Consider the following 24,328-nt stretch of genomic DNA (forward strand, 5'->3'; position numbering starts at 1 on the left):
GTGACCAAGTGAGAGGCATCATGAACACGAATTATCGCAAGCCGCTGCCGAATGTGTCGGTGGCGGGCGCACCAGTGGACTTTTTCGATACGCGCCAGGCCGTCGAGGAGATTCAGCCCGGTGCCTATGCCCAATTGCCCTATACGTCCCGGGTGCTGGCCGAGCAGCTGGTCCGGCGCTGTGATCCGGCGCTGCTGACCGACGCCCTCAAGCAGCTGATCGAGCGCAAGCAGGAGCTGGACTTTCCCTGGTACCCGGCCCGGGTGGTGTGCCACGACATCCTGGGCCAGACCGCGCTGGTCGACCTGGCCGGGCTGCGCGACGCCATCGCGGAGAAGGGCGGTGACCCTGCCAAGGTGAACCCGGTGGTGCCGACGCAGCTGATCGTCGACCATTCGCTGGCCGTGGAGCACGCCGGTTTCGAGAAGGACGCCTTCGAGAAGAATCGCCAGGTGGAAGATCGGCGTAACGACGACCGCTTTCACTTCATCAACTGGACCAAGCTGGCGTTCGAGAACGTCGACGTGATTCCTCCTGGCAACGGCATCATGCACCAGATCAACCTGGAAAAGATGTCTCCGGTGGTGCAGTGCCGCCCGGATGAGCAGGGCGTGCAGGTGGCCTACCCGGACACCTGCGTGGGCACCGACAGCCACACGCCCATGGTGGACGCGCTGGGCGTGATCTCCGTGGGGGTAGGGGGGCTGGAAGCCGAGAGCGTGATGCTGGGGCGCGCCTCCATGATGCGCTTGCCCGATATCGTGGGTGTCGAGCTGACGGGTAAGCTGCAGCCCGGTATCACTGGCACTGACATGGTGCTGGCGATTACCGAGTTTCTGCGCCGCGAGCGCGTGGTCGGCGCCTATCTGGAGTTCTTCGGGGAAGGTGCCGACGCGCTGTCGGTGGGAGATCGGGCGACCATCTCCAACATGACCCCGGAGTACGGCGCCACGGCGGCGATGTTCTATATCGACGACCAGACCATCGACTACCTCAAGCTGACCGGCCGTGACGATGAGCAGGTAGCCCTGGTGAAGGCCTACGCCCAGCATACCGGGCTCTGGGCCGACGACCTGACGCAGGTAGTCTACGAGCGCATCCTGCGTTTTGACCTGTCCAGCGTGACGCGTACCCTGGCGGGGCCTTCCAACCCGCATGCCCACCTGCCTACCACGGAGCTTGCCAAGCGCGGCATTGCCGTCGGGCTGGACAAGGCTCGGGAAGAGGAGGCCGCAGGCAGGATGCCCGATGGGGCGGTGATCATTGCGGCCATCACCAGCTGCACCAATACGTCCAATCCACGCAACATGGTGGCGGCAGGCCTGATTGCCCGAAACGCCAACCGCCTTGGCCTGACCCGCAAGCCGTGGGTCAAGACCTCGCTGGCTCCGGGGTCGAAGACGGTCAAGATGTACCTGGAAGAAGCCGAGCTGATGGGCGAGCTGGAAGCGCTGGGCTTCGGCGTGGTGGCATACGCCTGCACCACCTGCAACGGCATGTCCGGCGCATTGGAGCCGAGTATCCAGGAGGAGATCATTCGTCGCGATCTCTATGCCACGGCGGTGCTGTCGGGTAACCGCAACTTCGATGGGCGTATCCACCCTTACGCCAAACAGGCGTTTCTGGCCTCGCCGCCGTTGGTGGTGGCCTATGCCATTGCGGGCACCATCCGTTTCGATATCGAGCAGGACGTGCTGGGTCACGACGCCCAGGGCAATCCGGTCACTCTCAAGGATATCTGGCCGGAAGACAGCGAAATCGATGCCATCGTCAAGGCGTCGGTGAAGCCGGAGCAGTTCCGTGAAACCTACATTCCCATGTTCGACCTGGACAAGCGTGCCGGACCTCAGGTGAGCCCCCTCTACGAGTGGCGCCCGCAGAGCACCTATATCCGGCGGCCTCCCTATTGGGAGGGCAACATGGCCCGAGAGCGGGGGCTGAAAGGCATGCGCCCGCTGGCCATCCTGCCGGACAACATCACCACGGATCACCTGTCGCCGTCCAATGCCATCCTCATGGACAGCGCCGCTGGCGAGTATCTGCATGCCATGGGTTTGCCGGAGGAGGACTTCAACTCCTACGCCACCCATCGCGGCGACCACCTGACCGCCCAGCGGGCCACCCTGGCCAATCCCAAGCTCTTCAATGAGATGGTGCACGACGAGCAGGGCAAGGTCATGCAAGGCTCGCTGGCGCGTATCGAGCCGGAAGGCACCGTGACCCGCATGTGGGAAGCCATCGAAACCTATATGGCGCGCAAACAGCCGCTGATCATCATCGCGGGTGCCGACTATGGCCAAGGGTCGTCTCGTGACTGGGCGGCCAAGGGTGTGGCTCTGGCCGGGGTCGAAGCGATCGTGGCGGAAGGCTTCGAGCGTATCCACCGCACCAATCTGGTGGGGATGGGCGTGATGCCGCTGCAATTCGAGGAGGGCACGACCCGCAAGACGCTGGCGCTGGATGGCACCGAAATCTACGACGTGGAAGGAACCCCTGCCCCCAGGGCACAACTGACGCTGGTGATCCATCGCCAGCAGGGGGCTGTGGAGCGTGTGCCGGTGGTGTGCCGCCTGGACACCGCCGAGGAGGTCACCATCTACTCCGCCGGTGGTGTGCTGCAACGCTTTGCGCAGGATTTTCTGGAATCCAGCGCCGCTGTCTAGCCGCGTTGTCCCAGCGTAGCATCGGAAGGGAAAGCCCAACGAGTGAACATCGACGGCCTGACGCGTGTCAGGCCGTTGTCAGGAGAGTGACCATGGCGCACGCAGCGCAGATGAGTATTCCCGCCACCTACATGCGAGGTGGCACCAGCAAAGGGGTGTTTTTCACCCTCAGTGACCTGCCTCCCGCAGCGCAGCAGCCGGGTGAGGCGCGAGACAGGCTGCTGTTGCGGGTAATGGGTAGCCCCGACCCCTATGAAAAACAGATCGATGGGATGGGCGGTGCCACGTCCAGCACCAGCAAGGCGGTGATTCTCTCGAAAAGTACTTCCCCGGAGCATGATGTGGATTACCTGTTTGGGCAGGTGTCCATCGACAAGCCTTTCGTGGACTGGAGCGGTAACTGCGGCAACTTGTCTGCGGCGGTGGGCCCCTATGCCGTGGCCAATGGATTGGTCGACCCCGCGCGGGTGCCTGAAAACGGCGTCGTGGAAGTGCGCATCTGGCAGGTCAACATACAGAAAACCATCGTGGCCCAGGTGCCGATCAGCCACGGCGCCGTTCAGGAAACCGGAGACTTCGAGCTGGATGGCGTCACCTTTCCTGCTGCCGAGATTCCGGTGGCATTTTTGGATCCTGCCGACGGTGAGGGGGCGATCTTCCCCACGGGGCAACCGGTGGATGAGCTGGAGGTGCCCGGCATCGGAGTGCTCAAGGCGACGCTGATCAATGCGGGTATTCCTACCGTGTTCATCGATGCGCAAGCACTGGGTTACAGCGGCTGTGAGCTGCAAGAGGCGATCAACGGCGACCCGGATGCACTGGCCAGGTTCGAAAGAATACGTGCCTATGGGGCCGTCAAGATGGGGTTGATTGCCCATGTGGACGAGGCCGCCAGCCGTCAGCACACGCCCAAGGTGGCGTTCGTGGCACCACCGGCTGGCTATACGTCTTCCAGTGGGCAGCGGGTCGAGGCCGAGTCGATCGATCTGTTGGTCAGGGCGCTCTCCATGGGCAAGTTGCATCACGCCATGATGGGCACTGCGGCCGTGGCCATTGCCGCGGCAGCGGCCATTCAGGGGACACTGGTGAACCTGGCGGCAGGCGGCAGCGAACGGGAGTCGGTCACTTTTGGCCACCCCTCCGGCACGCTCAGGGTAGGCGCCAAGGCCAGCCTGGTGGAGGAACGCTGGCAAATCGATCAGGCGGTCATGAGTCGTAGTGCCCGGGTATTGATGGAAGGGCGAGTACGCGTGCCTGGTGATGTGCTGTAATCGACGGCAGGCACTGCTTTGACCACCCTGGTGCCCCTTGCCGAATGGTGCCCGTCACGGTATGGGCGTAAGGCTTGCCGTGACGGGCGGGGTGGTCATGATGTTGCTTGTGATGTGATTAATCCTCTACCACGACCTGGTCGCGCATCCGGTCAACGGTGGCCGGGCCGATACCGCTGACCCGTGTCAGGTCGTCAGCGCTCTCGAAAGCGCCGTTGGTTTCACGCTCCTCGATGATGGCGGCCGCCCGGCTGGGGCCAATGCCCGGCAGTTCCGCCAGCAGCTCGGCGTCGGCACTATTGACATTGATGGGGGCGATTGCCTGGGCCAGCGCGGCACTGGACAAACCCAGGCACAGTGACATCACGAGTGCGGCTACAAATCCCTTGAACGTTTTCTGCATGTGAAGTACCTCATCGGTGTTGGTTCGTCGCTCGGCTCGCCAAGAGCCAAGCCTCCTCGATCGCCAGCATGACCGAATTGCTTGCGTCCTTAGTCAACTTAATCTTTTGGCGCGCCTCGCGCTGTAAGCCATTGCCGATAGTTTTTGTAATCCGTTTGCCATGAGGGGTGTCGGTAATCGCTTACACAGCCGCGTGACGAGGGCTGTTACACTAGCAGGGTGGCAGACCGTCGCCCATTGAACGGGTTCGTGACAGACATGAACCTTTCCATTGTTGATCTAACGAGCACGGAGTAAGCGCGTGTCCACCGACTCACCTCTCATCATTGCCCTTGATTACCCTTCGCTTGACGCAGCGCTGTGCATGGCCGATCAGCTCGACCCGGCCCGTTGCCGTGTGAAGGTAGGCAAGGAGCTGTTCACACGTAGCGGCCCAGCGGTACTGGAGGCGTTGCATGGCCGGGGCTTCGAAGTGTTTCTGGATCTCAAGTTTCACGACATTCCCAACACCGCTGCCAGCGCGGTGCAGGCGGCGGCAGAGCAGGGGGTGTGGATGGTCAATGTTCATGCCTCCGGTGGGCGCAAGATGATGGAGGCTGCAGCGCAGCGATTGGCAGATCATCGTTTGAGCACGCACTTGATCGCCGTCACCGTGCTGACCAGCATGCAGGAAGACGACCTGGCCAGTGTTGGCGTGAACGGTGGGGTCGACGCCCAAGTGGCCCGCCTCGCGGCGTTAACACATGCCAGTGGCCTGGCCGGGGTAGTGTGTTCTGCCCACGAGGCGGCGTCTCTCAAGGCCGAGTATGGCGATGCTTTCCTCAAGGTGACGCCGGGAATTCGTCCCCATTTCGCCGTGGCCAATGACCAGCAGCGCATCATGACGCCTGCAGAGGCCATGCAGGCGGGTAGCACTCATCTGGTCATCGGCAGGCCGGTCACTCAGGCAGAAGACCCAATGGCGGCATTGGTCGCTATCGAAAGCGAGCTGGCGAGCGTCTGAGGCTGGAGGCGAGCGGCTATTCGCCCTGAACGCCCGTGACGGGTTTGATGGTGCCCCAGCGTCTGCAGCTGGGGCACTGCCAGCTCAGGCTGTCGCTGTTGAAGCCGCAGCGGTGGCAGCGGTGACGATGTCGGCCGGACAGCAGCTGGTCCGTGTGATGCTTGAGCAGCAGTAGCCGTGTGTCGGGAGAAGCTTTGCCTGAGAGTTTCTCGCTTTCGAGATAAAGGTCCACCAGATAGTCGAGGCCGCCCAGGCTCGGCGCTTCTCGTAACCAGGTGCCGATCCGCTCGATGGCGCTGTCGACGCCTTCTCGTTGGTGGATGAGGGCTCCCAGGGTAATCATGACGCTGGTGTAGGGGGCTTGCCCCAACAGCCGATACAGATGGTTTTCCAGGCCGTCCAGGTCATCGTTGCGGGTATAGGCGCGCTGCAAGACCGGCAGCATGGTGGGAACGTGGGCGATATCCTGTTGAGGAATTTGGTCGAGCCGCTCGATGGCCTTGGCATTGTGGCCGCTCTCCATGTCCAGCTCGGCCAGCAGAAGCGTGGCTCGGACGCAGCGCTCATCGAGCTGCAGTGCCTTTTTCAGGTGTTTGCGAGCCAATGGGCGGCTTGCCTGAGAGATCTCCTGTTCTGCCAGTTCACACAGCCAATGGGCCGCGGGGCGGCGCATGGCTGGCTGCAGCTTGATCAGGGGTTGGGCGGTCTCCAGCGCTGCATGCCAGTCGTGTTCTTTCTCCAGCAGGTCGATCAACAGTCGGCGTGCTTCCAGGCACAGTGGCTCGTTGCTTGAGTGCTCGAGAACGCTGCCCAGCAGCCGCTGGGCGCGATCATGCACGCCCAGAGCGATGAAGTCTCGCGCCAGCTCCAGTTGAACGTGTTCGTTGGTCTCTGCCGACAGGGCGGGGCGGGCCAGCAGGTTTTGATGGATGCTGACGGCCTTGTCCGCTTCACCGCGGGCGCGAAACAACTTGCCCAGGGCAATATGTGTTTCTGCCGTCTCGCTATTGATGTCGAGGGCATGAATGAAGGTGTTGATGGCTTCGTCGGGCTGCTCGTTGAGCAGATAGTTCAACCCGACGAAGTACTCTCGAGATAGATCGGGTGGGCGTGACAAAGGGGCCTGCCGCTGGCGCCTGGTCGCATGTCTGACCCCAAGCGCAAAGCCCAGCACAATGGCGGTCAACAGCACGCCCAGCAGCACGGCATCTTGCATTTATGCCAGTTCCTTGAACTCCTGGGTGCGGAGGCGGTCGAGCTCCTTGCGCTGCTGCTTGTTGTGGCGTTCGCTACGCACCAGCTTGGCTCTTAGGCGTACGTACACGCCCAGCATGGCGATCATGCCGACCACCACGCCCAGCGTTAGTGTCGCCAGCAGCCAGACCGACAGCGACACGGCAGGCAGCTCTGTCCAGATCAGATTCAAGGCAATGGCTTGCTGATTATTGACGGCAAACAGAATGCCGACCAGCAGCACTATCAGTAGAATGACGGCTAGAATTAGCCCTTTGATCCAACGCATGTGTGTTTCCTGGTTAGTGGCGTTCACGGTAGTGCTATTGTGGCTGAGTCCAAGCGTGACGTCATCCTGAAGAACGTCGCAGGGGCCGCTTGCTCAGGTTCAATAGCCTAGCGCTCGGCTGGCATCCACCTGTTCCCGGAGCTCTTTGCCGGGCTTGAAGTGGGGGACATATTTGCCGTCCAGTTCCACTGGGTCGCCCGTCTTGGGGTTTCTGCCGGTGCGTGGCTCGCGGTAGTGAAGTGAAAAACTGCCAAAGCCACGTATTTCGACCCGCCCGCCGCTGGACAAGGCATCGGTCATATCATCGAGGATGATACGCACCGCCGTTTCGACTTCCTTGGCGGACAGCTCCGGTTGACGCATCGCGATTTGTTCGATTAGTTCAGATTTGGTCATCGGTTGGCTCCCTGCAAACGTTAAAGGCCGTTCTTGCGCATGCGACCTCGACACCATCGAAATCAGCATACTTCGCCAAACGGCATAAAACAATTCAGATAAAACAAGGTACTAGCTTAGTGAGCTCAAGGCTGAGTAACAGCATAGGCGAAGCCGAGCGCTGGCGCGACCCTGTCGCTCCGGTATACTGCCTTTTCATTCCCTTTACGTGGAGAAGTGGCGTTGAACGACGATACATCCCCAGCAGCTGTGCTGCGCAAGCGGCTCTATTGGCACTCCCGGCGCGGCATGTGGGAGTTGGACTTGCTGTTGATTCCGTTTCTGGAAGCACGCTTCGAGTCACTCACCCATGAGCAGCAGCAGACCTACCAGCGGTTGATCGAAGAAGAAGACCAGGATTTGTTCGTTTGGCTAATGCACCGCGAGTGGCCGGAGGATCCGGAGCTGCGCCAAATGGTCCAAATGATCGTCGAGCATGCAGAAGCCACCGATAACACTGCCTATCGTACGCTCTAACGTGGCCAGCGGCGTTCATGCAGCATTGTTGATGGGCTGCATGGCGGTGCTGATGCTCCTCGTCAGCGCTGCTTGGATCGGGGTGGCCTTGGTGGTGGGGTTGGCGGTGTGGTGGGTCAGCCGCTGCCGTCAGCCGGCAGGAACATTGCAGCTTGTGCATACAGGGCAACACTGGGCGGCAAGCTGGTTGTTGCCTACTGGTGAACTGGGCCCCGAGCAGCCTGTGCGCTGTGACTATCTGGGGCCCTGGTTGGTGGGGCTGCGTGTCGGCAGGCAGCGTATCTGGATATGGCCTGACAGTCTGCCTGCCGCAGAGCAGCGCCAGCTGCGCCGCTGCCTGCACCGTCCTGGTCGTTAGCGCCTGGCGTTGGGCAGGTCGTCCAGCGTCAGTCGCGAAGGTTGGCTGTCTGGCTGGGCCGAGGGCCAATCGGTGGAGTAATGCAGGCCGCGTGACTCATGACGCTGTAAGGCTGCCAGCGTCGTCAACTGTGCCAGCGCCAGTGCCTGGCCTAGCTGAAGGCTGTCGGGGTGCCGCCGCTCAGGATCCAGCGCTTTCAGATTCAGCACCATGTTCTCCAACGCTGCATAGGCGGTGTTCAGGCCCTGCTGACTACGCACAATGGAAACATGCTGGCTCATCACGCTACGCATGGCGTTGCGCAGCTCGTCCAGGGCGTTCCGGTCTACCATAGTGCGCGCATCAATGGGTCTGTTAGCCAGCGCTTCAGGTAGTTGGCAGGTCGCTGGCTGCGGCTGGTCGAGCAGGTGCAGGGCGCAGCTGCGGGCGTAGACCAGACACTCCAGCAGAGAGTTGCTGGCCATGCGGTTGGCGCCGTGCAAGCCGGTATAGGCGGACTCGCCGATGGCGTAAAGGTTTGCCACGTCGGTCGCGCCTGCGCTGTTGGTGGCAATGCCGCCGCAGCTGTAGTGAGCGGCGGGCACCACGGGAATGGGTTCCCGGGTGATGTCGATGCCCCGTGATGCGCAGTGGGCCAGGATGGTCGGGAAGTGGTGGCGTAGGTTGGTGTCGCCCAGATGGCGGACGTCCAGCCAGACGTGCCCCAGCGTACCCTGCTGAATGTTGGCATCGATGGCGCGGGCCACAATGTCCCGAGGGGCCAGTTCGGCACGCGCATCCAGCGCCAGCATGAAGCGCTCTCCCGCTTCGTTGAGCAGGTGGCCACCTTCTCCACGCACGGCCTCGCTGATCAGAAACGCAGGGCCGTCAGGATCGAACAGGCAGGTGGGGTGAAACTGCTGGAACTCCAGATTGCACAGGGTTGCGCCCAGCTCGGCAGCCATCATCATACCTTCACCGCTGCTGGGGGCGGGGGTCGTCGTATGGCGATACAGGCCGCTGGCGCCGCCCGTTGCCAGTACCGTATGCGTAGCCAGCAGGTGGTGAAGATTGCCGCCGCTATCGATGCCCAGTGCGCCCAGGCAGTGGCCAGAGGCGTTCTGGAGCAGGTGTAGAATGGTCAGGTCGCTGCGCTGGGTGATGTTGGGGTGGGCAGTGACCTTGTCCAGCAGCGTATCGACCACGGCGCGGCCTGTGGCATCGTCGGCATGAATGATGCGTCTTGCGTTATGGCCGCCCTCTCGGGTGAGGTGGAAGCGGTAGCGGGCGCTGGGGTCCGGGTCTGGGGTAAACGGCACACCGTTGTCGATGAGCCACTGAATGGCCTGGGGGCCGTGGTCGACCGTAAAGCGTACGGCCGCTTCATCGCACAGGCCGTCCCCGGCAATGAGCGTGTCCTGGACATGGTCTTCGAGCTGGTCGTCGGGTGACAGGACGGCAGCAATCCCGCCCTGGGCCCAGCGGCTGGCCCCTTTGTCGTCCTGGGCGGGGCGCACCAGCAGCACCGATCGTTGGTCGGCCACTTCCAGTGCCAGCGTGAGGCCGGCGACGCCGCCACCAATAATGACGATGTCGGATGTTGACGTGCTCATTGGCCCCGCTCCTCCATGACTAACAAGTGCAAGTGGATGGCTAGCATCAAAAAGAACAGATGATAGGCGATGGCCAGACACAAAAAAAGCCGCGTCGATCAGATGATCTCGCAGCGTCGTTGTCTTGCATATTGGTGCCCGGAGCCGGACTTGAACCGGCACGGAGTTACCTCCGAGAGATTTTAAGTCTCTTGCGTCTACCAATTTCGCCATCCGGGCAGTGTGTCGAAAAAAATCGATACACTGGGAAATGGAGGCTGGAGTCGGAATCGAACCGGCGTACACGGAGTTGCAGTCCGCTGCATAACCACTCTGCCATCCAGCCTGACAAGTCATTGGATTGAACCAAATTGGAGCGGGAAAGGAGATTCGAACTCCCGACCCTCGCCTTGGCAAGGCGATGCTCTACCACTGAGCTATTCCCGCTTGACTCGAGGGCGAATTATACGCATCGCCCAGCGATTGTCAATCAATTCGTTAAGTGCTTAAAAAAGCGAGCTTAGCCCGATTACATCGAGCGGCTAAGGTGCGGCCATGCCGCGCGCAGGTACTGAATCATGGACCACAAGGTCAGGGTCGCCGCGGCATACAGGATGGCCACGCCCAGCATGGCCATCTCATGGCCTGGCGGAAACGCAAGCAGTACCAGAATGGCGACCATCTGCAGCGTGGTCTTGAGCTTACCGATCCACGATACGGCCACCATGCCGCGTTTGCCCATTTCGGCCATCCACTCCCGGAGGGCCGAAATGACGATTTCCCGGCCGATGATGACCAGCGCGGGAAGCGTCAGGGCCACGGAGTCGAAGCGTTCGATGAGCAACGCCAGCGCCACGGCCACCATCAGCTTATCGGCCACCGGGTCCAGGAACGCGCCAAACGGTGTCGATTGGTTCCAGCGGCGGGCAAGATAGCCGTCCAGCCAGTCCGTCACCGATGCCAGGGCAAACAGCCCGGCCGCCATCGGCATGCTCCAGCCAAAGGGCAGGTAGAAAAGCACTACCAGAAGTGGGATGAACGCGATTCGTGCCAGTGTCAGTATGTTGGGTATATTCATCGCAGGGCGCGATCCTTGCCGGAGAATCATGAAAGTCGGAGTGTAATGTGCCCGGTCATTCTATCCCCCTTGGCGCATTGCATCCATGTTAACCACCGCTTTATCCGTTCAGAGTGACATAAATCGTCTCTGCCAGGGCGGCGCTGATGCCCGGCACCCGAGTGAGTTCGTCACGGCTGGCCTTTTGCACGCCCTGCAGGCCGCCAAAAAACTTGAGCAATTCGCGGCGCCGCTTGGGGCCGATGCCGGGAATATCCTGCAGGGTGGACGTGCGCCGCGCCTTGTCACGCGCTGCGCGATGCCCGGCGATGGCGAAGCGGTGCGACTCATCACGAATATGCTGAACGAGGTGCAGGGCAGGTGACGCGGGCTCCAGTACCAGCGGGTTGTCGCTGCTTTCCAGAAACAGGGTTTCGAGCCCAGCCTTGCGCGTGGTGCCCTTGGCGACGCCCAGCAGCACGATCCCTGTTACCTGCAGGTCGGTCAGCACTTGCCGTGCCATGTTCAGTTGCCCCTTGCCACCATCCACGATCAGCACGTCAGGTGCAATGGCTTCGCCGCTTTTTACGCGCTTGAGGCGTCGCGTGAGCGCCTGCTGCATGGCGGCGTAGTCATCGCCTGCGGCCACGCCTTCGATGCGAAAGTGGCGGTAGTCGCTCTTGCGTGGCCCCTGATGGTCGAACACCACGCAGGAAGCCACGGTGGCTTCGCCCTGGCTGTGGCTGATGTCGAAACACTCCAGACGCTCCGGCAGTGAGGGTAGCCCCAGCGCTTGCTGCAGTGACGTGAAGCGTTCGGTGAGCTGCGTGGTGTTGGCCAACTGCGAGGCGAGCTGCTGCTCGGCATTGGTCATGGCCAGGTGCTGCCACTGGGCACGATGACCGCGTACCTGGTGGGTCACGCGGACTTTTTTGCCTGCCTGTTGGGCAAGCGCGTCGGCAATCAGCGCGCTGTCTTCCAGCGGGAGATTGGTGATCACTTCGCTGGGCACGCTATGGGGCTGGCCGAAATAGTATTGGCTGACCACTTCGGTCAGCAGTGCCTCAGGGGGGAGGTCAAGGTCGTTTTTGGGGGTGTGATGCCGCGCGCCCAGCAGGCGCCCATCGCGGACGCTGAGGATGGAAATGCCCAGTGCGCCGGGGCGTTGAGCCAGCGCAAAAATATCTGCATCGCCGCTCTCGTTATCGACGAACTGGCGCTGCTGCATTTGACGCAGCTGCTGGATCTGGTCACGCAGGCGGGCGGCTTCTTCAAAATCGAGCGCCCGGCTCGCCGCCTCCATTTCTGCGGTGAGTAGCTGCGTGACGTGTTCGCTCTTGCCTTCCAGACACATGACCGCATGGTCGACATCCCGCTGATACTCTGGCTGTGAGATGTAGTCCACGCAGGGGGCGCTACAGCGTTCGATCTGGTACTGCAGGCACGGACGGGAGCGATGGGCGAAGACGCTATCTTCACAGTTGCGGATACGAAAGATTTTCTGCATCAGGGTCAGGCTCTCCCTGACCGCGCCGCTGCTGGGGTAGGGGCCGAGGTATTTGCCGTCACCACGCCGTTGCCGGGCGCGCTTGTACTCCAGAGCGGGGTAGGGGTGGCGGTCGGTCACGAATACGAAAGGATAGGATTTGTCGTCCCGCAGCAGGATATTGTAGGGCGGGCGTAGTTCCTTGATCAGCGTCTGTTCCAGCAGTAACGCTTCGGTTTCGCTGCGCGTGACGGTGATCTGAATATCGGCAATGCGCGAGACCATGGCCTGGGTCTTGGCATTGAGTTGGCCGCGGAAATAGCTGGCCAGGCGTGCCTTGAGGCGTTTGGCCTTGCCGACGTAGAGCGTGTTCTGCTGTTCGTCGAGCATTTTATAGACGCCGGGAGAGGCGCTGACGGAGCTGAGGAACTGCTTGGCATCAAAGGGCATGGCGAATCAACGGCGCTTCTCATGGGCAGAAGCAGCGATGGTAGGTCTATCCCAGGATGGCGTCAAAGCCCTCCACCAGCCCGTGGCGCAGAGCTAGGTGCGTCAACTCTACGTCGGTAGCCACTTGTAGCTTGTCAAACAGGCGGTAGCGGTAGGTATTGACGGTTTTAGGGCTCAGGTGCAAACGGTCCGAGATGTCCTGTACGCGCTGGCAGTTGACGATCATCAGCGCGATTTGCAGTTCGCGATGCGAGAGGTGGCTAAAAGGATTGTCTTCATCGTCGAAGTGAGAGAGGGCCAGCCGCTGGGCGATTTCCTGGCTGACATAGCGGCGTCCGTGAAACACCTGGCGGATGGCCTCGGTCATTTCCGTGGCGTCGGCGCCCTTGCTGAGAAAGCCGGATGCGCCTGCTTCGAGCATGCGCCGCAGTACGCTATCTTCAAGGTGTGCCGTGAGGATAATGACTTTTACGTCCGAGAGCGTGCGATTGATGCGTCGGGTGGCTTCTAGGCCGCCGATGCCCGGCATGCGAATATCCATCAGCACGATGTCGGGCTTCAATTGTCGGCTTTGCGTCACTGAGGTTTCGCCATCATCCACTTCACCCACAATCTTGATATCGCTCTCTTCGTTCAGCAGGTGGGCGATACTGGTTCTCACCAGGTGGTGATCATCGGCAATTAAAACGTTGATCAAGGGACTGGCTCCTGCAGGTAATCATCGTGAACTAGGGCGATACGCACGCTGCGTGGGTATAGAGTGCCACAGCTCTTGGCAAAGGAGAATTAGTCAATGCTTGTTCACTTTATTTCTTGACCTCACGCAAGTGCTGGAGTAATATTCGCACCGCTGCCGCAATGGCAGCGTGTGGGGCCTTAGCTCAGCTGGGAGAGCGCAACACTGGCAGTGTTGAGGTCAGCGGTTCGATCCCGCTAGGCTCCACCAAAATTTCGAAGCGCTGCGTATCTTACGCGGCGTTTTTTTGTTGCGTGTTTCATATGGCGGTATGGCTGCTTGCCATCCAGCTCTTGCGCTGCCGATGCCCGCTCACAGGGTGAGCAGGCATTGTCGTCACTAGGCGTCTACCTTGCCCAGCAGCAGAAACTCGATCAAGGCTTTTTGTGCGTGCAGACGGTTGCCTGCCTCTTGCCAGACCACGGCGCGGGGGTCGTCGAGCAGCGTATGGCTGATCTCTTCGCCGCGATGTGCTGGCAGGCAGTGCAAGAACAGGACGTCCGCGTGAGCGCTATCGAGCATCGCTTCGGTTACCTGGAAGCCCGCGAAATCGGCTTCTCGCTTCGCTTGCTCCTGCTCCTGGCCCATGGAGGCCCAGACGTCGGTAGTGATCAGGTCAGCGCCTTGAGCGGCTTGCTGTGGGTCGCGCAACAGAGTGATGCAGTCGCCGGCGGCTTGCATGATGTCGTCGCGGGGCTCGTAGCCTTCCGGGCAGCAAATTCTCAAGCGGAAACCGAACTGGCGGGCAGCATTGATCCACGAGTGGCACATGTTGTTGCCATCGCCGATCCATACGGCGGTCTTGCCCTTGACGCTGCCGCGCAGCTCGGTCCAGGTCATGACGTCTGCCAGCAATTGGCAGGGGTGGTAGTCGTCGCTGAGGGCATTGATGACCGGCACGCTGCTGGCGCTGGCGTACGCTTCCAGCCCTGCATGGGAGAAGGTGCGGATCATCACTGCATCGACCATTTCAGCCAGCACGCGGGCGGTGTCTTCGATGGGCTCGCCGCGGCCCAGTTGGGTGTCGCGGGGAGACAAAACAGGGCGTGGCCACCAAACTGGGCCATGCCGGTCTCGAAGGAAACACGGGTTCGCGTGGAGGACTTCTCGAAAATCATCGCCAGAGTGCGGTTGGGCAGCGGCGTGTAAACCGGTCCGTTGGCCTTGAGATCCGTCTTGATCTTGATGGCGCGCTGAATCAGATAGTCCAGCTCTTCAGGGGTCAAATCCAGCAGGGTAAGGAAATGGCGTGTCGCCATGGTGACGTCTCTCCGCGCAAAAACACCATCCTAGCGAGGCCGCAGGGGATGCGCAACGCAAGCGGCATGCGTAGAATATCCGCCACGCAATAGGACCGAGTCGTTTGCTCAGGTATTGACCTGCAGGATCAAGACTGACGATGACCCGGTCGCAGGGTTAAAGCCAGTGGCCGAATTGCGTACACTGGAAGAGACCATATCTTTTATCGAGGAGCATCCCATGAGCACCACGGCTGACAATATCCAGCGTCAAATCACTGAAAACCCGATTCTCATCTACATGAAAGGCACGCCTCAGTTGCCGCAGTGTGGTTTCTCTGCGCAGACGGTTCAGGCGCTGATGAGCTGCGGTGAGCGTTTTGCTTTCGTCAACGTGCTGGACAATCCCGATATTCGTGCCGAACTGCCTAAAATTGCCAACTGGCCTACCTTCCCACAGCTGTGGGTAGAAGGGGAGCTGGTCGGCGGATGCGATATCGTGATGGAAATGCACCAGAGTGGCGAACTCGAGAAGTTGATCAAGCAAGCTGCCCAGCGTGCAGGCGCTGCTGAAAACGGCACCGACGCCTAACCCAAGAACAGCGCCCAAGGAAGTTTTGCTCCATGAGCTATCAGGTTCTGGCCCGTAAATGGCGGCCACGCACATTCCACGAGCTTGTGGGGCAGGCCCATGTCCAGCGCGCCCTGGTCAATGCTCTTGACCAGGGGCGTTTGCACCACGCGTACCTGTTCACCGGCACGCGTGGCGTCGGCAAGACCACCCTGGCACGGATATTGGCCAAGTGCCTGAACTGCACCGCCAATGGGCGTGGTGACGAGGGCGTCACGTCGACCCCTTGTGGCCAGTGCCCCAGCTGTGAGGCGATTGATCAGGGGCGCTTCGTCGACCTGATCGAAGTCGATGCCGCGTCGCGAACCAAGGTCGAAGATACCCGCGAGCTGCTGGACAACGTTCAGTACGCGCCTACCCAGGGGCGTTACAAGGTGTATCTGATCGACGAGGTGCACATGTTGTCGACCAGCAGCTTCAATGCGCTGCTGAAGACACTGGAAGAACCCCCGCCCCACGTCAAGTTTCTGCTGGCGACCACTGACCCGCAAAAATTGCCTGCCACCGTGCTCTCCCGGTGCTTGCAGTTCACTCTGAAGCACATGCCACCTGAGCGGGTGGTCGAACACCTCAGCTTCGTGCTGGGTAAAGAAGGCGTCGAGTACGATGAGAGTGCGCTTTGGTTGCTGGGCAAGGCTGCGGCGGGCTCGATGCGCGATGCCATGAGTCTGACCGATCAAGCCATTGCTTTTGGTCAGGGGGCGGTACGCCATGGCGATGTTGCGGCCATGCTGGGTACGCTGGATCACCGTCACGTACTGGCGCTGGTAGAGGCGCTGGCGAACGTGGACGTTCAACAGCTGCTGCAGGAGGTCGCTCAGCTCGCCGAGCAGGGGCCGGACTTTGCCGCCGTGCTGGATGAGCTGACCGCCATTTTGCACCGGCTGGCCGTTGCCCAGATGCTGCCCGATGCAGTGGATAACAGCCACGGTGATCGCACCCAGATTCAGCAGCTGGCTGGGCGCTTTACCGCCGAAGACCTGCAGCTTTACTACCAGATCGGCATCCAGGGGCGGGGTGACATGGCGCATGCCCCTGACCTGCGCAGCGCGCTGGAAATGACGCTGTTGAGGATGCTGGCGTTTCGCCCGCAAGGGGTTCCAAAACCGCCCACGGTGCCGCTGCCGCTGCGTCGTGAACCGGCGGTGGACCCGGCTGCTCAGCCCCCGGCCGTTGAGCCCGAGGTAAAAAAGCCTGAGCCTGCGCCGTCCGCTGCGCAGGCTGCACCGCCGCAAACGCCTGTTGAGCGGGTATCTGCTGAGCCGCCCCAAAACGCACCAGAGAGTCGCTCACCAGAGAGTCGCTCTGCTGTGGCGCAGCCGACAGAGGAGCCGCCCCCCTGGTCGCTTGACGAAGTGAATCAGGCCGCCATGCTCGCGCCAGAGCCAGAGCCAGAGCCAGAGCCAGAGCCAGAGCCAGAGCCAGAGCCAGAGCCAGAGCCAGAGCCAGCGCCAATACACCCGCATCCCCAGGCTACGCCGTCGGCATCCCCCTCGTCGGCAGGCCCGCTGGATCATGCCGGATGGCTGGAATGCTTTGATGCGCTGGGCCTCGGAGGGTTGACCCGCAACCTCGCGGCACACTGCCAGGTGGAAAGCGATGATGGCGCCACGCTGGTGCTGCGCCTGGACCCATCGCAGTCGGCCATGCAGGCTGAGGTGCACAACCAGCGCATCGAACGCGCGTTGACCGGGATTGGTCTGCCCAAAAAAGTACGCTTTGAGGTGGCAGCGCTGGACGCGGGTATCGAAACTCCACGGCAGCAGGAAGAGCGTCTTCAACAAGAGCGGCATGCCGAAGCGGTTGATCTACTTTATCGTGACCCCAATATTGAGAAGTTACGTCACGCTTTTGGGGCTACGCTGATTGAGTCGACGGTAAAACCCGCATCGCACTCTTGACCCCATCACTTCAGTCATATCACTCAGGAGATCACCGCATGTTCAAAGGCGGAATGGGCAACATCATGAAGCAAGCCCAGGAAATGCAGGAAAAAATGCAGCGCGCTCAGGAAGAGGTCGCCAAGGCAGAAGTGCATGGTGAGGCGGGCGCTGGCATGGTGAAGGTCGTCATGAACGGCCGCCACGATGTGATCAGCGTGGCCATCGACCAAAGCGTCATGGAGGAAGACAAGGAGTTGCTGGAAGACCTGCTGGCCGCGGCCGTCAACGACGCTGTGCGCAAGGTAGAAGCCAACTCGAAAGCCAGAATGGAAGAGGCAACGGCGGGCCTTAACCTTCCGCCCGGCTTCAAGATGCCGTTCTGATCCATGCGCTTTTCCCCCCTCGTAGAGCAGTTGATGGATGCGTTTCGCGTGCTGCCCGGCGTTGGGCCCAAGACGGCCCAGCGCATGGCGATGCACCTTCTGGAACGTGAGCGCCCCGGCGGGCAGCGGCTTGCCGAGGTGATCCTGCGTGCCATCGAAGACGTGGGTTATTGCCAGCACTGCCGCACCCTCACCGAGGCCGACATATGCGCCTTGTGCGAGAGCCCGCGCCGCGACGACAGCTTGCTGTGCGTGGTCGAATCGCCAGCGGATCAGCTCGCCATCGAAGAGGCGGGCGGCTTTCAGGGTCGCTACTTCGTGCTGCATGGTCATCTTTCACCGCTGGACGGTGTAGGCCCTGATGCCTTGGGCTTGGCGCTGCTGGAAAGCCGAGTGGCCGAAGGGCACATTCGCGAGATCGTGCTGGCCACCAACCCCACGGTAGAAGGCGAGGCGACGGCGCACTACATCGCCGCCCAGCTTGCCCAGTACGGCGTGGCGTTTTCTCGTCTTGCTTACGGTGTGCCCATGGGGGGGGAACTCGAGTATGTGGATGGTGGCACTCTGAGCCGTGCCTTTAACGGTCGTCAGCCTTTTGCTAGCGATTAAGTCGGATAAAACGCAAGCGCCAAGGCGGTTGTGACAACCTGGAAACTCGAATTGTCCTCTTCAACCTCCTCCTTGTACCAATGGATCGACAGCGCCGAGGCGCTGGATGCCGCCTGCCAGCAGGTGGCCAGCGCAGAGGTCATTGCACTGGATACCGAGTTCTTTCGTGAGAACACCTTCTTTCCCGTGCCTGCGCTCATTCAGTTTGCCGGGGGTGAAACCGCCTATCTGGTAGACCCCCTGGTGACGCCCTGTACGCCCGCTTTCAAGGCTCTGTTGCAGAGTCGGGTTCCCAAGCTGCTGCATGCCTGCAGCGAAGACCTCGAGGTGTTTCAGCACTGGGCGGGAACGCTGCCGACGCCGCTGATCGACACCCAAGTGGCGCAAGCCTTTCTGGGCGAGAATCCGGGAATGGGGTATCAGAAGCTGGTAGAGCACTGGATAGGTGACACGCTGCCCAAGGAAGAGACTCGCTCCAACTGGTTGGAGCGGCCTTTGACCGCGTCGCAGTGTGAATATGCCGCGCTGGACGTGACCTACCTGCTGCAGGTCTGGAAGCGTCAGGCCGCCCAATTGTCCGAGCTTGGGCGGCTTGGCTGGGTCGAGGAAGAGTGTGCAGCACTCATCGAGCAGGCAGGTCGTGACGAAGAGAGCGATGGCCAGTGGTATACCCGTCAGCGTCAGCTGTGGCGTCTGGCACCACGCCAGTTGGAAGCGTATCGGCTGATGACCATCTGGCGGGAAGGGGAGACCCGGCGGCGTGACCTGCCGCGCAACTGGCTGGTCAGCGACAAGCTGTTGTTTGCCGTGGCCGAAAAAATGCCCGGTAATCGCTATGAGCTGGCAGAGGTGGAGGGCGTCAAGCCCACGCTGGTCAAGAAGGAGGGTGATGCCCTGCTAGGCTGGGTGAAGCAGGCGCAACACTGCCCTGAAAGCGCCTTGCCTGCTCGCTGGCCTGACCCCATGCAACCGCCTTTCAAGCGCCGCTTCAAGGCCATCAAGCAGGTCGTGGCAGAAAAGGCTGCGGCCCTGGGGATTGCGCCGGAAATGCTGCTTCGTCGTCGTGATATCGAAGCGCTGGTCATGCAGGCCATGGCCGGCGAGCCGCTCGATGAGCTGCACGGTTGGCGCGGAGTCTGTCTGGGTCAGGACCTTCAACGAGCCTTAGAGGAAACGTCGGAATGAGCGAGAAGTTACTTTGCGAGATTTTTAGAAGCTCACGAAAAGAAGAGATGTACCTTTACGTGGACAAGCGCAAGGGCCTGGTAGACGTGCCCGAGGCCTTGATGGCGACTTTCGGCAAGCCCGTCCCGGTGCTGACCATGATCCTGACCGAGGAGAAGTCATTGGCACGCGTGGCCGCCCGCGATGTCATGGCGGCCATTGAAGAGCAGGGGTTCTACCTGCAGATGCCCCCCGCCAAGGAGCCGTACCTGCTGGACCTGCATCGCGCTGAATCTGCCTGCCGCTCGTGATGATGCCAGAATGAATTTTCTGGCCCATGCCTGGTTGGCACGCCCCGGCAACGATGGTTTTCTCTACGGCAACCTGATTGCCGATGGGGTCAAGGGCAGAGACCTTTCCGGCTGGCCGACCAGCGTGGCCGACGGCATTCGCCATCACCGCCGTGTGGATGCCTGGGTGGATCAGCACCCCCGGGTGCTGGCTGCCCGTCATCGGGCTCCCAGGCAACAGCGCCGCTATGCCGGTATTGCCCTCGATCTGGTGTGGGACCACTTCATTGCCCAGCAGCAGGCGGGTGAACGGCAGCATCAGCTCATCGAGCGCTGTTACCAGCTACTGTCGGCCAGGCCTGCTCCCCAACGGCTGGCCAGCATGATGCCCGTGCTGGTCGAACAGGACTGGTTGCGCCGCTACGCCGACTTCGACTTTACTTGTCAGGCGGTGGCAGGCATCGGCAGGCGTTTGACAGGCCCGAATCGTTTGGCCGAGCTGGTCCCCTGGCTATACGATGATTACGCCCTTCTTGAGGCTGACTTCAGCGTGCTGTGGCGCGAGTGTCAGGCGCACTTGACCAGCAGCGGCAACGACACCAGCGCCCGTTGATCGGCGTGGGCGATCACGCACCTACCCGAAAGAGAACCGAACATGGAAACCACATTGCGTGAGCGCTTCTGGGAGCGCTATCCGCTGGAGGAGTTGACCGCGCCAGAGTGGGAAGCGCTCTGCGATGGCTGTGGCCAGTGCTGCCTGTTGAAGCTGCATGACGATGACACTCAGGAATTGGCTATTCTGAACGTTGCTTGTCGGCTGTTGGATCTACACAGCTGCCAATGCAGTGATTACGAGAATCGCTTTGCCAGCGTGCCGGACTGCACGCAGCTGACGCCAGCGCTGGTAAAAGAGTTTACCTGGCTGCCGCATACTTGTGGCTACCGTCGGGTGGCCGAAGGGCGCAAGTTGGCGGGTTGGCATCCGCTGTTGAGCAACGACGCCGAGCGAGTGCATCGTAAGGGAGTGAGCGTCAGAGGCTTTGCGGTATCACAGGATGAGGTGCCGGAACGGCATCTCGAAGAGCATATCATTGCGGTCATTCCCATGTCCTGACCGCCAACCGAAACGCAATGCGCTGCCATCCATGGCAGGACCATCGCCGCTGGCTCATTTTATTCAGGCATTGTCACGAGACCCAACGCCCATAGAATGAAGGCATCCTGGCGTGCCGCGTCGCGCCAGGCCTTGAATCTGCCGGAGGCGCCGCCGTGGCCGCTGGTCATGTCGGTGTGCAGCAGAATCGGGGCGCTTCCCTGCTGAGCCTGGGTCACGCGAGCATAGAACTTGGCGGGCTCCCAATAGCTGACCCGGGTATCGAACCAGCTGCCCTCGATCCATAGCGCCGGGTAGCGCTGAGGGCGAATATTATCCACGGGAGAGTAGCCAGCGATCCGCTCGCGGACGTCGTTGCTCTCAGGGTTGCCCCATTCGCTGTACTCGGCGGTGGTCAACGGCAGCTCGGGATTCTGCATGGTGCGCAGTACATCCAGAAAGGGCACGTCGAGCACGGCAGCGCAGAACGCCTCTGGTGCCCGGTTCAGGCAGGTACCCACCAGCAGCCCGCCCGCGCTGGCACCGCAGGCGACGATCCGTTCAGGCTGGCTGACCTGCTCGGACACCAGTACCTCGCGGGCAGCCAGGAAATCATGAAAGCTGTTTTCCTTGTTGGCCATCTTGCCTGTCAGGTACCACGGTTCGCCGCGCTCGCCGCCGCCGCGTACGTGGGCCACGGCAAAGGCCACGCCGCGCTCCAGGAGCTCCAGCCTGGCAATCGAAAACCAGGGGTCGAGCGCTTCGCCATAGGCGCCGTAGCCATATAGCAGCGTCGGCAGAGGCTGCCCGGCCAGATCGGCACGCATGACCACGGAAACGGGCACCTGTTCACCGTCGTGGCTGGTGGCCCAGATCCGTCGGCTGACCAGTTGTTCGGGGGAGAGGCTGCCGTGTACCGGTACTTGCTTGAGGAGCGTGCGCTCACCGCTGTCCAGGTTCAGCGCAAACCAGCGGGGCGGGTGAGTAAAAGACTCTTCCCGCAAGTGGAGCGTGCGGGCATCGAAGTGGGGCATGTCCTCCAGAAGCTGCGAGGCAGGCGTGTTGGGTAGCGCCAGGTAGTGATCTTCGATAAGCGTATGGCCATCTTCGGCCAGGCTCAGTTGCCTCAACCGCACCTGAGCTTCCTGATGGCTGCGTTCGGCCACGATCAGCCCCCAGGCGAACGCATCGACTCCTTCCAGCGTGGCGTCCTCCCGCGGGGGCAGCAGGCTTTGCCAGCCCGTATCTTCCGGTGTGTCGGCACGTACATCCAGGGCAAAGTGTGGCCCTGACTGATTGTGGAGCCGATAGAAAGCCCCCGGCCGATGGTCGATGCTGACCTCCACGCCACTCGTGCGCCCATGCAGGCATACTGGGCTCGCGGCGGGTTGGTGGGCGGGCAGGGCGTGGACCTCCGTGGTATCTTTCGAGCCGCTCTCGATGATCAGCCATTGACGCGAGCGGGTCTTGCCAACGCCCAGCCAGAACTCCGGGTCGTCTTCACGCAGGATCAGTGTCGGCGCGCTAGCCTGAGTGTCGGTGTCGACCTGGGCGTCACTATGGAGCCCTACCCACAGTCGCCACAGGCTATCGGGGCGTTGGGTATCATCAAAGCGGGTAAACAGCAGCGTCGCGCCCTGGGGGGTCTGGTCCTCTGCCCAGCACACCGACGGCCCGATGTCTTCGAGCAGCTGGCGGGGAGTGCCGTTGGGCAACGCTTTCAGCCAGAGGGTGTAGCGCTCATCCCCTTGGGTGTCTTCGGTCCAGGCCAGCCACTGTTCGTCGGGGGAGAGGGCCATGTCCCCCATATCGTAGAACGGCTGCCCTGCTGCGCGCTCGCGCACATCCAGAAAGCACTCGCTACGCTGGGGCTGGCCGTTGGGATGGCGCCACCAGCAGGGGTAGTCGTCGTCGGCTCTCGTTTCGCTCCAGCAGGTGAAGTGATCCAATACCGTGGCCAGGCTTTTGACCGCCAGCTCGCGCCGTGCCAAGTGTGAATGGTAGAGGGCGTCGGCCAGCGGCGCCAAAGGGCGAAACCAGTCGGCATGCTGCTGATTGGCGTCGGCCAAAAAAGCTTGAACGTCTGGTGCGTCACGGGATTCCAACCAGTGCCATTCAGGGTCATCGGCGCGATAATAGCGTGCTACGGGCGAGCCTTCGTACATACCAGGCTGTGCTTTCATAAATTGACAGGTACCATAACGGGAAATCAACGTCGGGTGCTTCCACCCACATGAGGGGTATTATGCTGTTTGCTGACTCAATGTCACTGCTGTGGCTAAGTTATTACGGGCTCTCGCTGCTGGTCATGATGGCCATTTACTTTGCGCTGGCCTGGTTACCGCGTCTGCCCCGGCTGGCCATCACCTGGGCCGTGGCGGGCATCATGTGGATGCCGGCCAATTACCGCTTGCCGCTGGTGGAAGAGGGCGAGTTCTATACGGGCTGGGCGCCCTCGGCCATGGTAGCGGCGATGGGCTTTTTCGAACATGGCGTGAGCGGTTTACGCGGCGGTTTGCTGTGGGCATTGCTGGGTATGGCGCTGGGCGCTTGCGTGGGCATCGTAGTGTGGTGGTGGCGCCGTCCGATGCCGGTCGAAGAAGCCCCAGCGCGGCGTCAGCGCGCCGAAGAGCCACAGCCTGTTCGCCGCCGTGAGCCGGTGATTCGTTGAACTCCCAAGCGGCCAGGGAGGCGTTGTCATGTGTGAGTTGATGGGTATGAGCGCCAATGTACCCACGGATATCTGCTTCAGCTTCTCGGGGTTTCTGTACCGAGGCGGCGGCACGGGGCCCCACCGCGATGGCTGGGGCATTGCGTTCTATGAAGAGGGCGGCTATCGAGAGTTTCGCGATCCTCACCCTTCCGTGGATTCGCCCATCGCGCGGCTGATATGCGACTACCCGATCAAGTCCCATGTGGTCATCAGCCATATCCGCCAGGCCAACGTGGGGGCGTTCGGCTGGCCAATACGCACCCTTTTACCCGTGAGATGTGGGGGCGGCCCTGGTGCTACGCCCATAACGGGCAACTGAGTGACTGGCAGCAGCTTCCGCTGGGGCTCTACACCCCCGTGGGCAGTACCGACAGTGAGCATGCTTTTTGCTGGCTGATGGGCGAGCTGCGCCAGCGCTTCCCCACGCCCCCTGAGTCTCCTGACGTGCTCTGGGAAACCCTGCACGCGCTGTGTGAAAAGCTGCGCGGGCTGGGGGTGTTCAATCTGCTGCTCTCGGACGGTGTTTATCTGTATAGCTACTGCTCTACCAAGCTGGCGCACATCACCCGACGGGCACCGTTTGGGCAGGCGGAGCTGTCGGATGCCGAGATGACGGTGAATTTCGTCGAGCACACCACGCCCAACGATATCGTTTCGGTGGTGGCCACCGAGCCCCTGACCCACAACGAAGCCTGGCAGCGCATGGCGCCGGGTGAACTGCTGGTATGGCATGGGGGAGAAATCCGTGCCCGCTACGGTCCAACATCCTGACTATGCTAAAGAGATAGCATGACATGGAGCCTGGCGAGGCTGGAAGGGCTTTAAGCTAAAGTTGAAGCGCAAGTTTCAATCGTTCGTTTTACAGTCTGCCGGACGTCGTATATGGTTGGCG

At 61.3% G+C, this 24,328-nt stretch carries 23 protein-coding genes, 4 tRNA genes and 2 pseudogenes; 16 read left to right on the forward strand and 13 right to left on the reverse strand.

Translation table 11 applies throughout. From position 1 onward, the window contains the following. Positions 1-20 precede the first annotated feature (20 nt). Positions 21-2,663: a Fe/S-dependent 2-methylisocitrate dehydratase AcnD gene (gene acnD, locus B7L72_RS17675; protein WP_081195690.1), complete on the forward strand. Its 2,643-nt coding sequence runs from the start codon at positions 21-23 to the stop codon at positions 2,661-2,663. A gap of 92 nt (positions 2,664-2,755) precedes the next feature. Next, the gene (prpF, locus tag B7L72_RS17680) at positions 2,756-3,934 is read left to right on the forward strand and encodes a 2-methylaconitate cis-trans isomerase PrpF (RefSeq protein ID WP_081195691.1); all 1,179 of its coding nucleotides are present in this window, start codon (positions 2,756-2,758) and stop codon (positions 3,932-3,934) included. A gap of 118 nt (positions 3,935-4,052) precedes the next feature. Here prpF and B7L72_RS17685 read toward each other — a convergent pair whose 3' ends face one another. Further along, a complete protein-coding gene (locus tag B7L72_RS17685) occupies positions 4,053-4,337 on the reverse strand; it encodes a ComEA family DNA-binding protein (RefSeq protein ID WP_016914360.1) in 285 nt (94 codons plus the stop codon). A gap of 301 nt (positions 4,338-4,638) precedes the next feature. On the opposite strand from B7L72_RS17685, the gene pyrF reads away from it, so the two are divergent. Then, positions 4,639-5,340, forward strand: a complete 702-nt coding sequence (gene pyrF, locus B7L72_RS17690; protein WP_081195692.1) for an orotidine-5'-phosphate decarboxylase — start codon at positions 4,639-4,641, stop codon at positions 5,338-5,340. 16 nt (positions 5,341-5,356) lie between these two features. On the opposite strand, the gene lapB is transcribed toward pyrF, so the two are convergent. The 3 genes from lapB to B7L72_RS17705 all read right to left on the reverse strand — a co-directional run bounded on the left by lapB (position 5,357) and on the right by B7L72_RS17705 (position 7,315). Further along, positions 5,357-6,556 (reverse strand): lipopolysaccharide assembly protein LapB, encoded by a 1,200-nt coding sequence (lapB, locus tag B7L72_RS17695; protein ID WP_081195693.1) that lies wholly within the window; start codon positions 6,554-6,556, stop codon positions 5,357-5,359. Then, positions 6,557-6,862: a lipopolysaccharide assembly protein LapA domain-containing protein gene (locus B7L72_RS17700; RefSeq protein WP_081138351.1), complete on the reverse strand. Its 306-nt coding sequence runs from the start codon at positions 6,860-6,862 to the stop codon at positions 6,557-6,559. Between the two features lie 99 nt (positions 6,863-6,961). Next, entirely contained in the window at positions 6,962-7,315 is a 354-nt protein-coding gene (locus tag B7L72_RS17705; protein ID WP_254893852.1) for an integration host factor subunit beta, read from the reverse strand. 165 nt (positions 7,316-7,480) lie between these two features. On the opposite strand from B7L72_RS17705, the gene B7L72_RS17710 reads away from it, so the two are divergent. Further along, positions 7,481-7,774, forward strand: coding sequence for an FAD assembly factor SdhE (locus tag B7L72_RS17710; protein WP_081138353.1), 294 nt, complete (start codon positions 7,481-7,483; stop codon positions 7,772-7,774). Then, a complete protein-coding gene (locus B7L72_RS17715; RefSeq protein ID WP_232710797.1) occupies positions 7,734-8,132 on the forward strand; it encodes a hypothetical protein in 399 nt (132 codons plus the stop codon). The genes B7L72_RS17710 and B7L72_RS17715 overlap by 41 nt, the downstream gene beginning before the upstream one ends. Here the strand turns inward: B7L72_RS17715 and nadB are convergent. The 7 genes from nadB to uvrY form a co-directional block, all read right to left on the reverse strand. After that, on the reverse strand, positions 8,129-9,724 hold the full coding sequence (gene nadB, locus B7L72_RS17720; protein WP_081195694.1) for an L-aspartate oxidase: 1,596 nt from the start codon (positions 9,722-9,724) through the stop codon (positions 8,129-8,131). The two genes, B7L72_RS17715 and nadB, sit on opposite strands and share 4 nt — an antisense overlap. A gap of 132 nt (positions 9,725-9,856) precedes the next feature. Beyond that, a tRNA-Leu gene (locus B7L72_RS17725) sits at positions 9,857-9,943 on the reverse strand. A gap of 32 nt (positions 9,944-9,975) precedes the next feature. Then, positions 9,976-10,049 (reverse strand) — tRNA-Cys (locus B7L72_RS17730). Between the two features lie 26 nt (positions 10,050-10,075). Next, positions 10,076-10,150 (reverse strand) — tRNA-Gly (locus B7L72_RS17735). Positions 10,151-10,232: 82 nt separating this feature from the next. After that, a complete protein-coding gene (gene pgsA, locus B7L72_RS17740; protein WP_081195695.1) occupies positions 10,233-10,781 on the reverse strand; it encodes a CDP-diacylglycerol--glycerol-3-phosphate 3-phosphatidyltransferase in 549 nt (182 codons plus the stop codon). A gap of 100 nt (positions 10,782-10,881) precedes the next feature. Next, a complete protein-coding gene (gene uvrC, locus B7L72_RS17745) occupies positions 10,882-12,696 on the reverse strand; it encodes an excinuclease ABC subunit UvrC (RefSeq protein WP_016914351.1) in 1,815 nt (604 codons plus the stop codon). Positions 12,697-12,742: 46 nt separating this feature from the next. Next, entirely contained in the window at positions 12,743-13,393 is a 651-nt protein-coding gene (gene uvrY, locus B7L72_RS17750; RefSeq protein WP_016914350.1) for a UvrY/SirA/GacA family response regulator transcription factor, read from the reverse strand. A 173-nt stretch (positions 13,394-13,566) separates the two neighbouring features. Here uvrY and B7L72_RS17755 point away from each other — a divergent pair. Then, positions 13,567-13,642 (forward strand) — tRNA-Ala (locus B7L72_RS17755). A gap of 129 nt (positions 13,643-13,771) precedes the next feature. Here B7L72_RS17755 and argF read toward each other — a convergent pair. Next, positions 13,772-14,691: pseudogene (argF, locus tag B7L72_RS17760) on the reverse strand (ornithine carbamoyltransferase). Between the two features lie 220 nt (positions 14,692-14,911). Here argF and grxD point away from each other — a divergent pair. The 8 genes from grxD to B7L72_RS17800 are packed head-to-tail and all read left to right on the forward strand — an operon-like array spanning position 14,912 to position 20,744. Then, positions 14,912-15,262 carry a Grx4 family monothiol glutaredoxin gene (gene grxD, locus B7L72_RS17765; RefSeq protein ID WP_016914348.1) on the forward strand — a complete coding sequence of 117 codons (351 nt, stop codon included), beginning with the start codon at positions 14,912-14,914 and terminating at the stop codon, positions 15,260-15,262. Between the two features lie 32 nt (positions 15,263-15,294). Continuing rightward, positions 15,295-17,202 carry a DNA polymerase III subunit gamma/tau gene (gene dnaX / locus B7L72_RS17770; RefSeq protein WP_081195696.1) on the forward strand — a complete coding sequence of 636 codons (1,908 nt, stop codon included), beginning with the start codon at positions 15,295-15,297 and terminating at the stop codon, positions 17,200-17,202. A gap of 38 nt (positions 17,203-17,240) precedes the next feature. Then, entirely contained in the window at positions 17,241-17,567 is a 327-nt protein-coding gene (locus tag B7L72_RS17775; RefSeq protein ID WP_016914346.1) for a YbaB/EbfC family nucleoid-associated protein, read from the forward strand. 3 nt (positions 17,568-17,570) lie between these two features. After that, positions 17,571-18,176: a recombination mediator RecR gene (recR, locus tag B7L72_RS17780; protein WP_081138363.1), complete on the forward strand. Its 606-nt coding sequence runs from the start codon at positions 17,571-17,573 to the stop codon at positions 18,174-18,176. 51 nt (positions 18,177-18,227) lie between these two features. Further along, a complete protein-coding gene (gene rnd, locus B7L72_RS17785; protein WP_176212912.1) occupies positions 18,228-19,361 on the forward strand; it encodes a ribonuclease D in 1,134 nt (377 codons plus the stop codon). Beyond that, positions 19,358-19,651 (forward strand): YcgL domain-containing protein, encoded by a 294-nt coding sequence (locus tag B7L72_RS17790; protein WP_081195698.1) that lies wholly within the window; start codon positions 19,358-19,360, stop codon positions 19,649-19,651. The genes rnd and B7L72_RS17790 overlap by 4 nt, the downstream gene beginning before the upstream one ends. A gap of 10 nt (positions 19,652-19,661) precedes the next feature. Then, a complete protein-coding gene (locus B7L72_RS17795) occupies positions 19,662-20,243 on the forward strand; it encodes an acyl carrier protein phosphodiesterase (protein WP_016914342.1) in 582 nt (193 codons plus the stop codon). A gap of 42 nt (positions 20,244-20,285) precedes the next feature. After that, positions 20,286-20,744 (forward strand): YcgN family cysteine cluster protein, encoded by a 459-nt coding sequence (locus B7L72_RS17800; RefSeq protein WP_016914341.1) that lies wholly within the window; start codon positions 20,286-20,288, stop codon positions 20,742-20,744. Between the two features lie 59 nt (positions 20,745-20,803). Here B7L72_RS17800 and B7L72_RS17805 read toward each other — a convergent pair whose 3' ends face one another. After that, entirely contained in the window at positions 20,804-22,906 is a 2,103-nt protein-coding gene (locus B7L72_RS17805) for a S9 family peptidase (RefSeq protein ID WP_081195699.1), read from the reverse strand. A 62-nt stretch (positions 22,907-22,968) separates the two neighbouring features. On the opposite strand from B7L72_RS17805, the gene B7L72_RS17810 reads away from it, so the two are divergent. Next, positions 22,969-23,394: a hypothetical protein gene (locus B7L72_RS17810; protein ID WP_081195700.1), complete on the forward strand. Its 426-nt coding sequence runs from the start codon at positions 22,969-22,971 to the stop codon at positions 23,392-23,394. A gap of 28 nt (positions 23,395-23,422) precedes the next feature. Further along, positions 23,423-24,207: pseudogene (locus B7L72_RS17815) on the forward strand (class II glutamine amidotransferase). Positions 24,208-24,328 lie beyond the last annotated feature (121 nt).

It is taken from the genome of Halomonas sp. BC1 (assembly GCF_002078135.1).
Lineage (GTDB): Bacteria > Pseudomonadota > Gammaproteobacteria > Pseudomonadales > Halomonadaceae > Vreelandella > Vreelandella stevensii.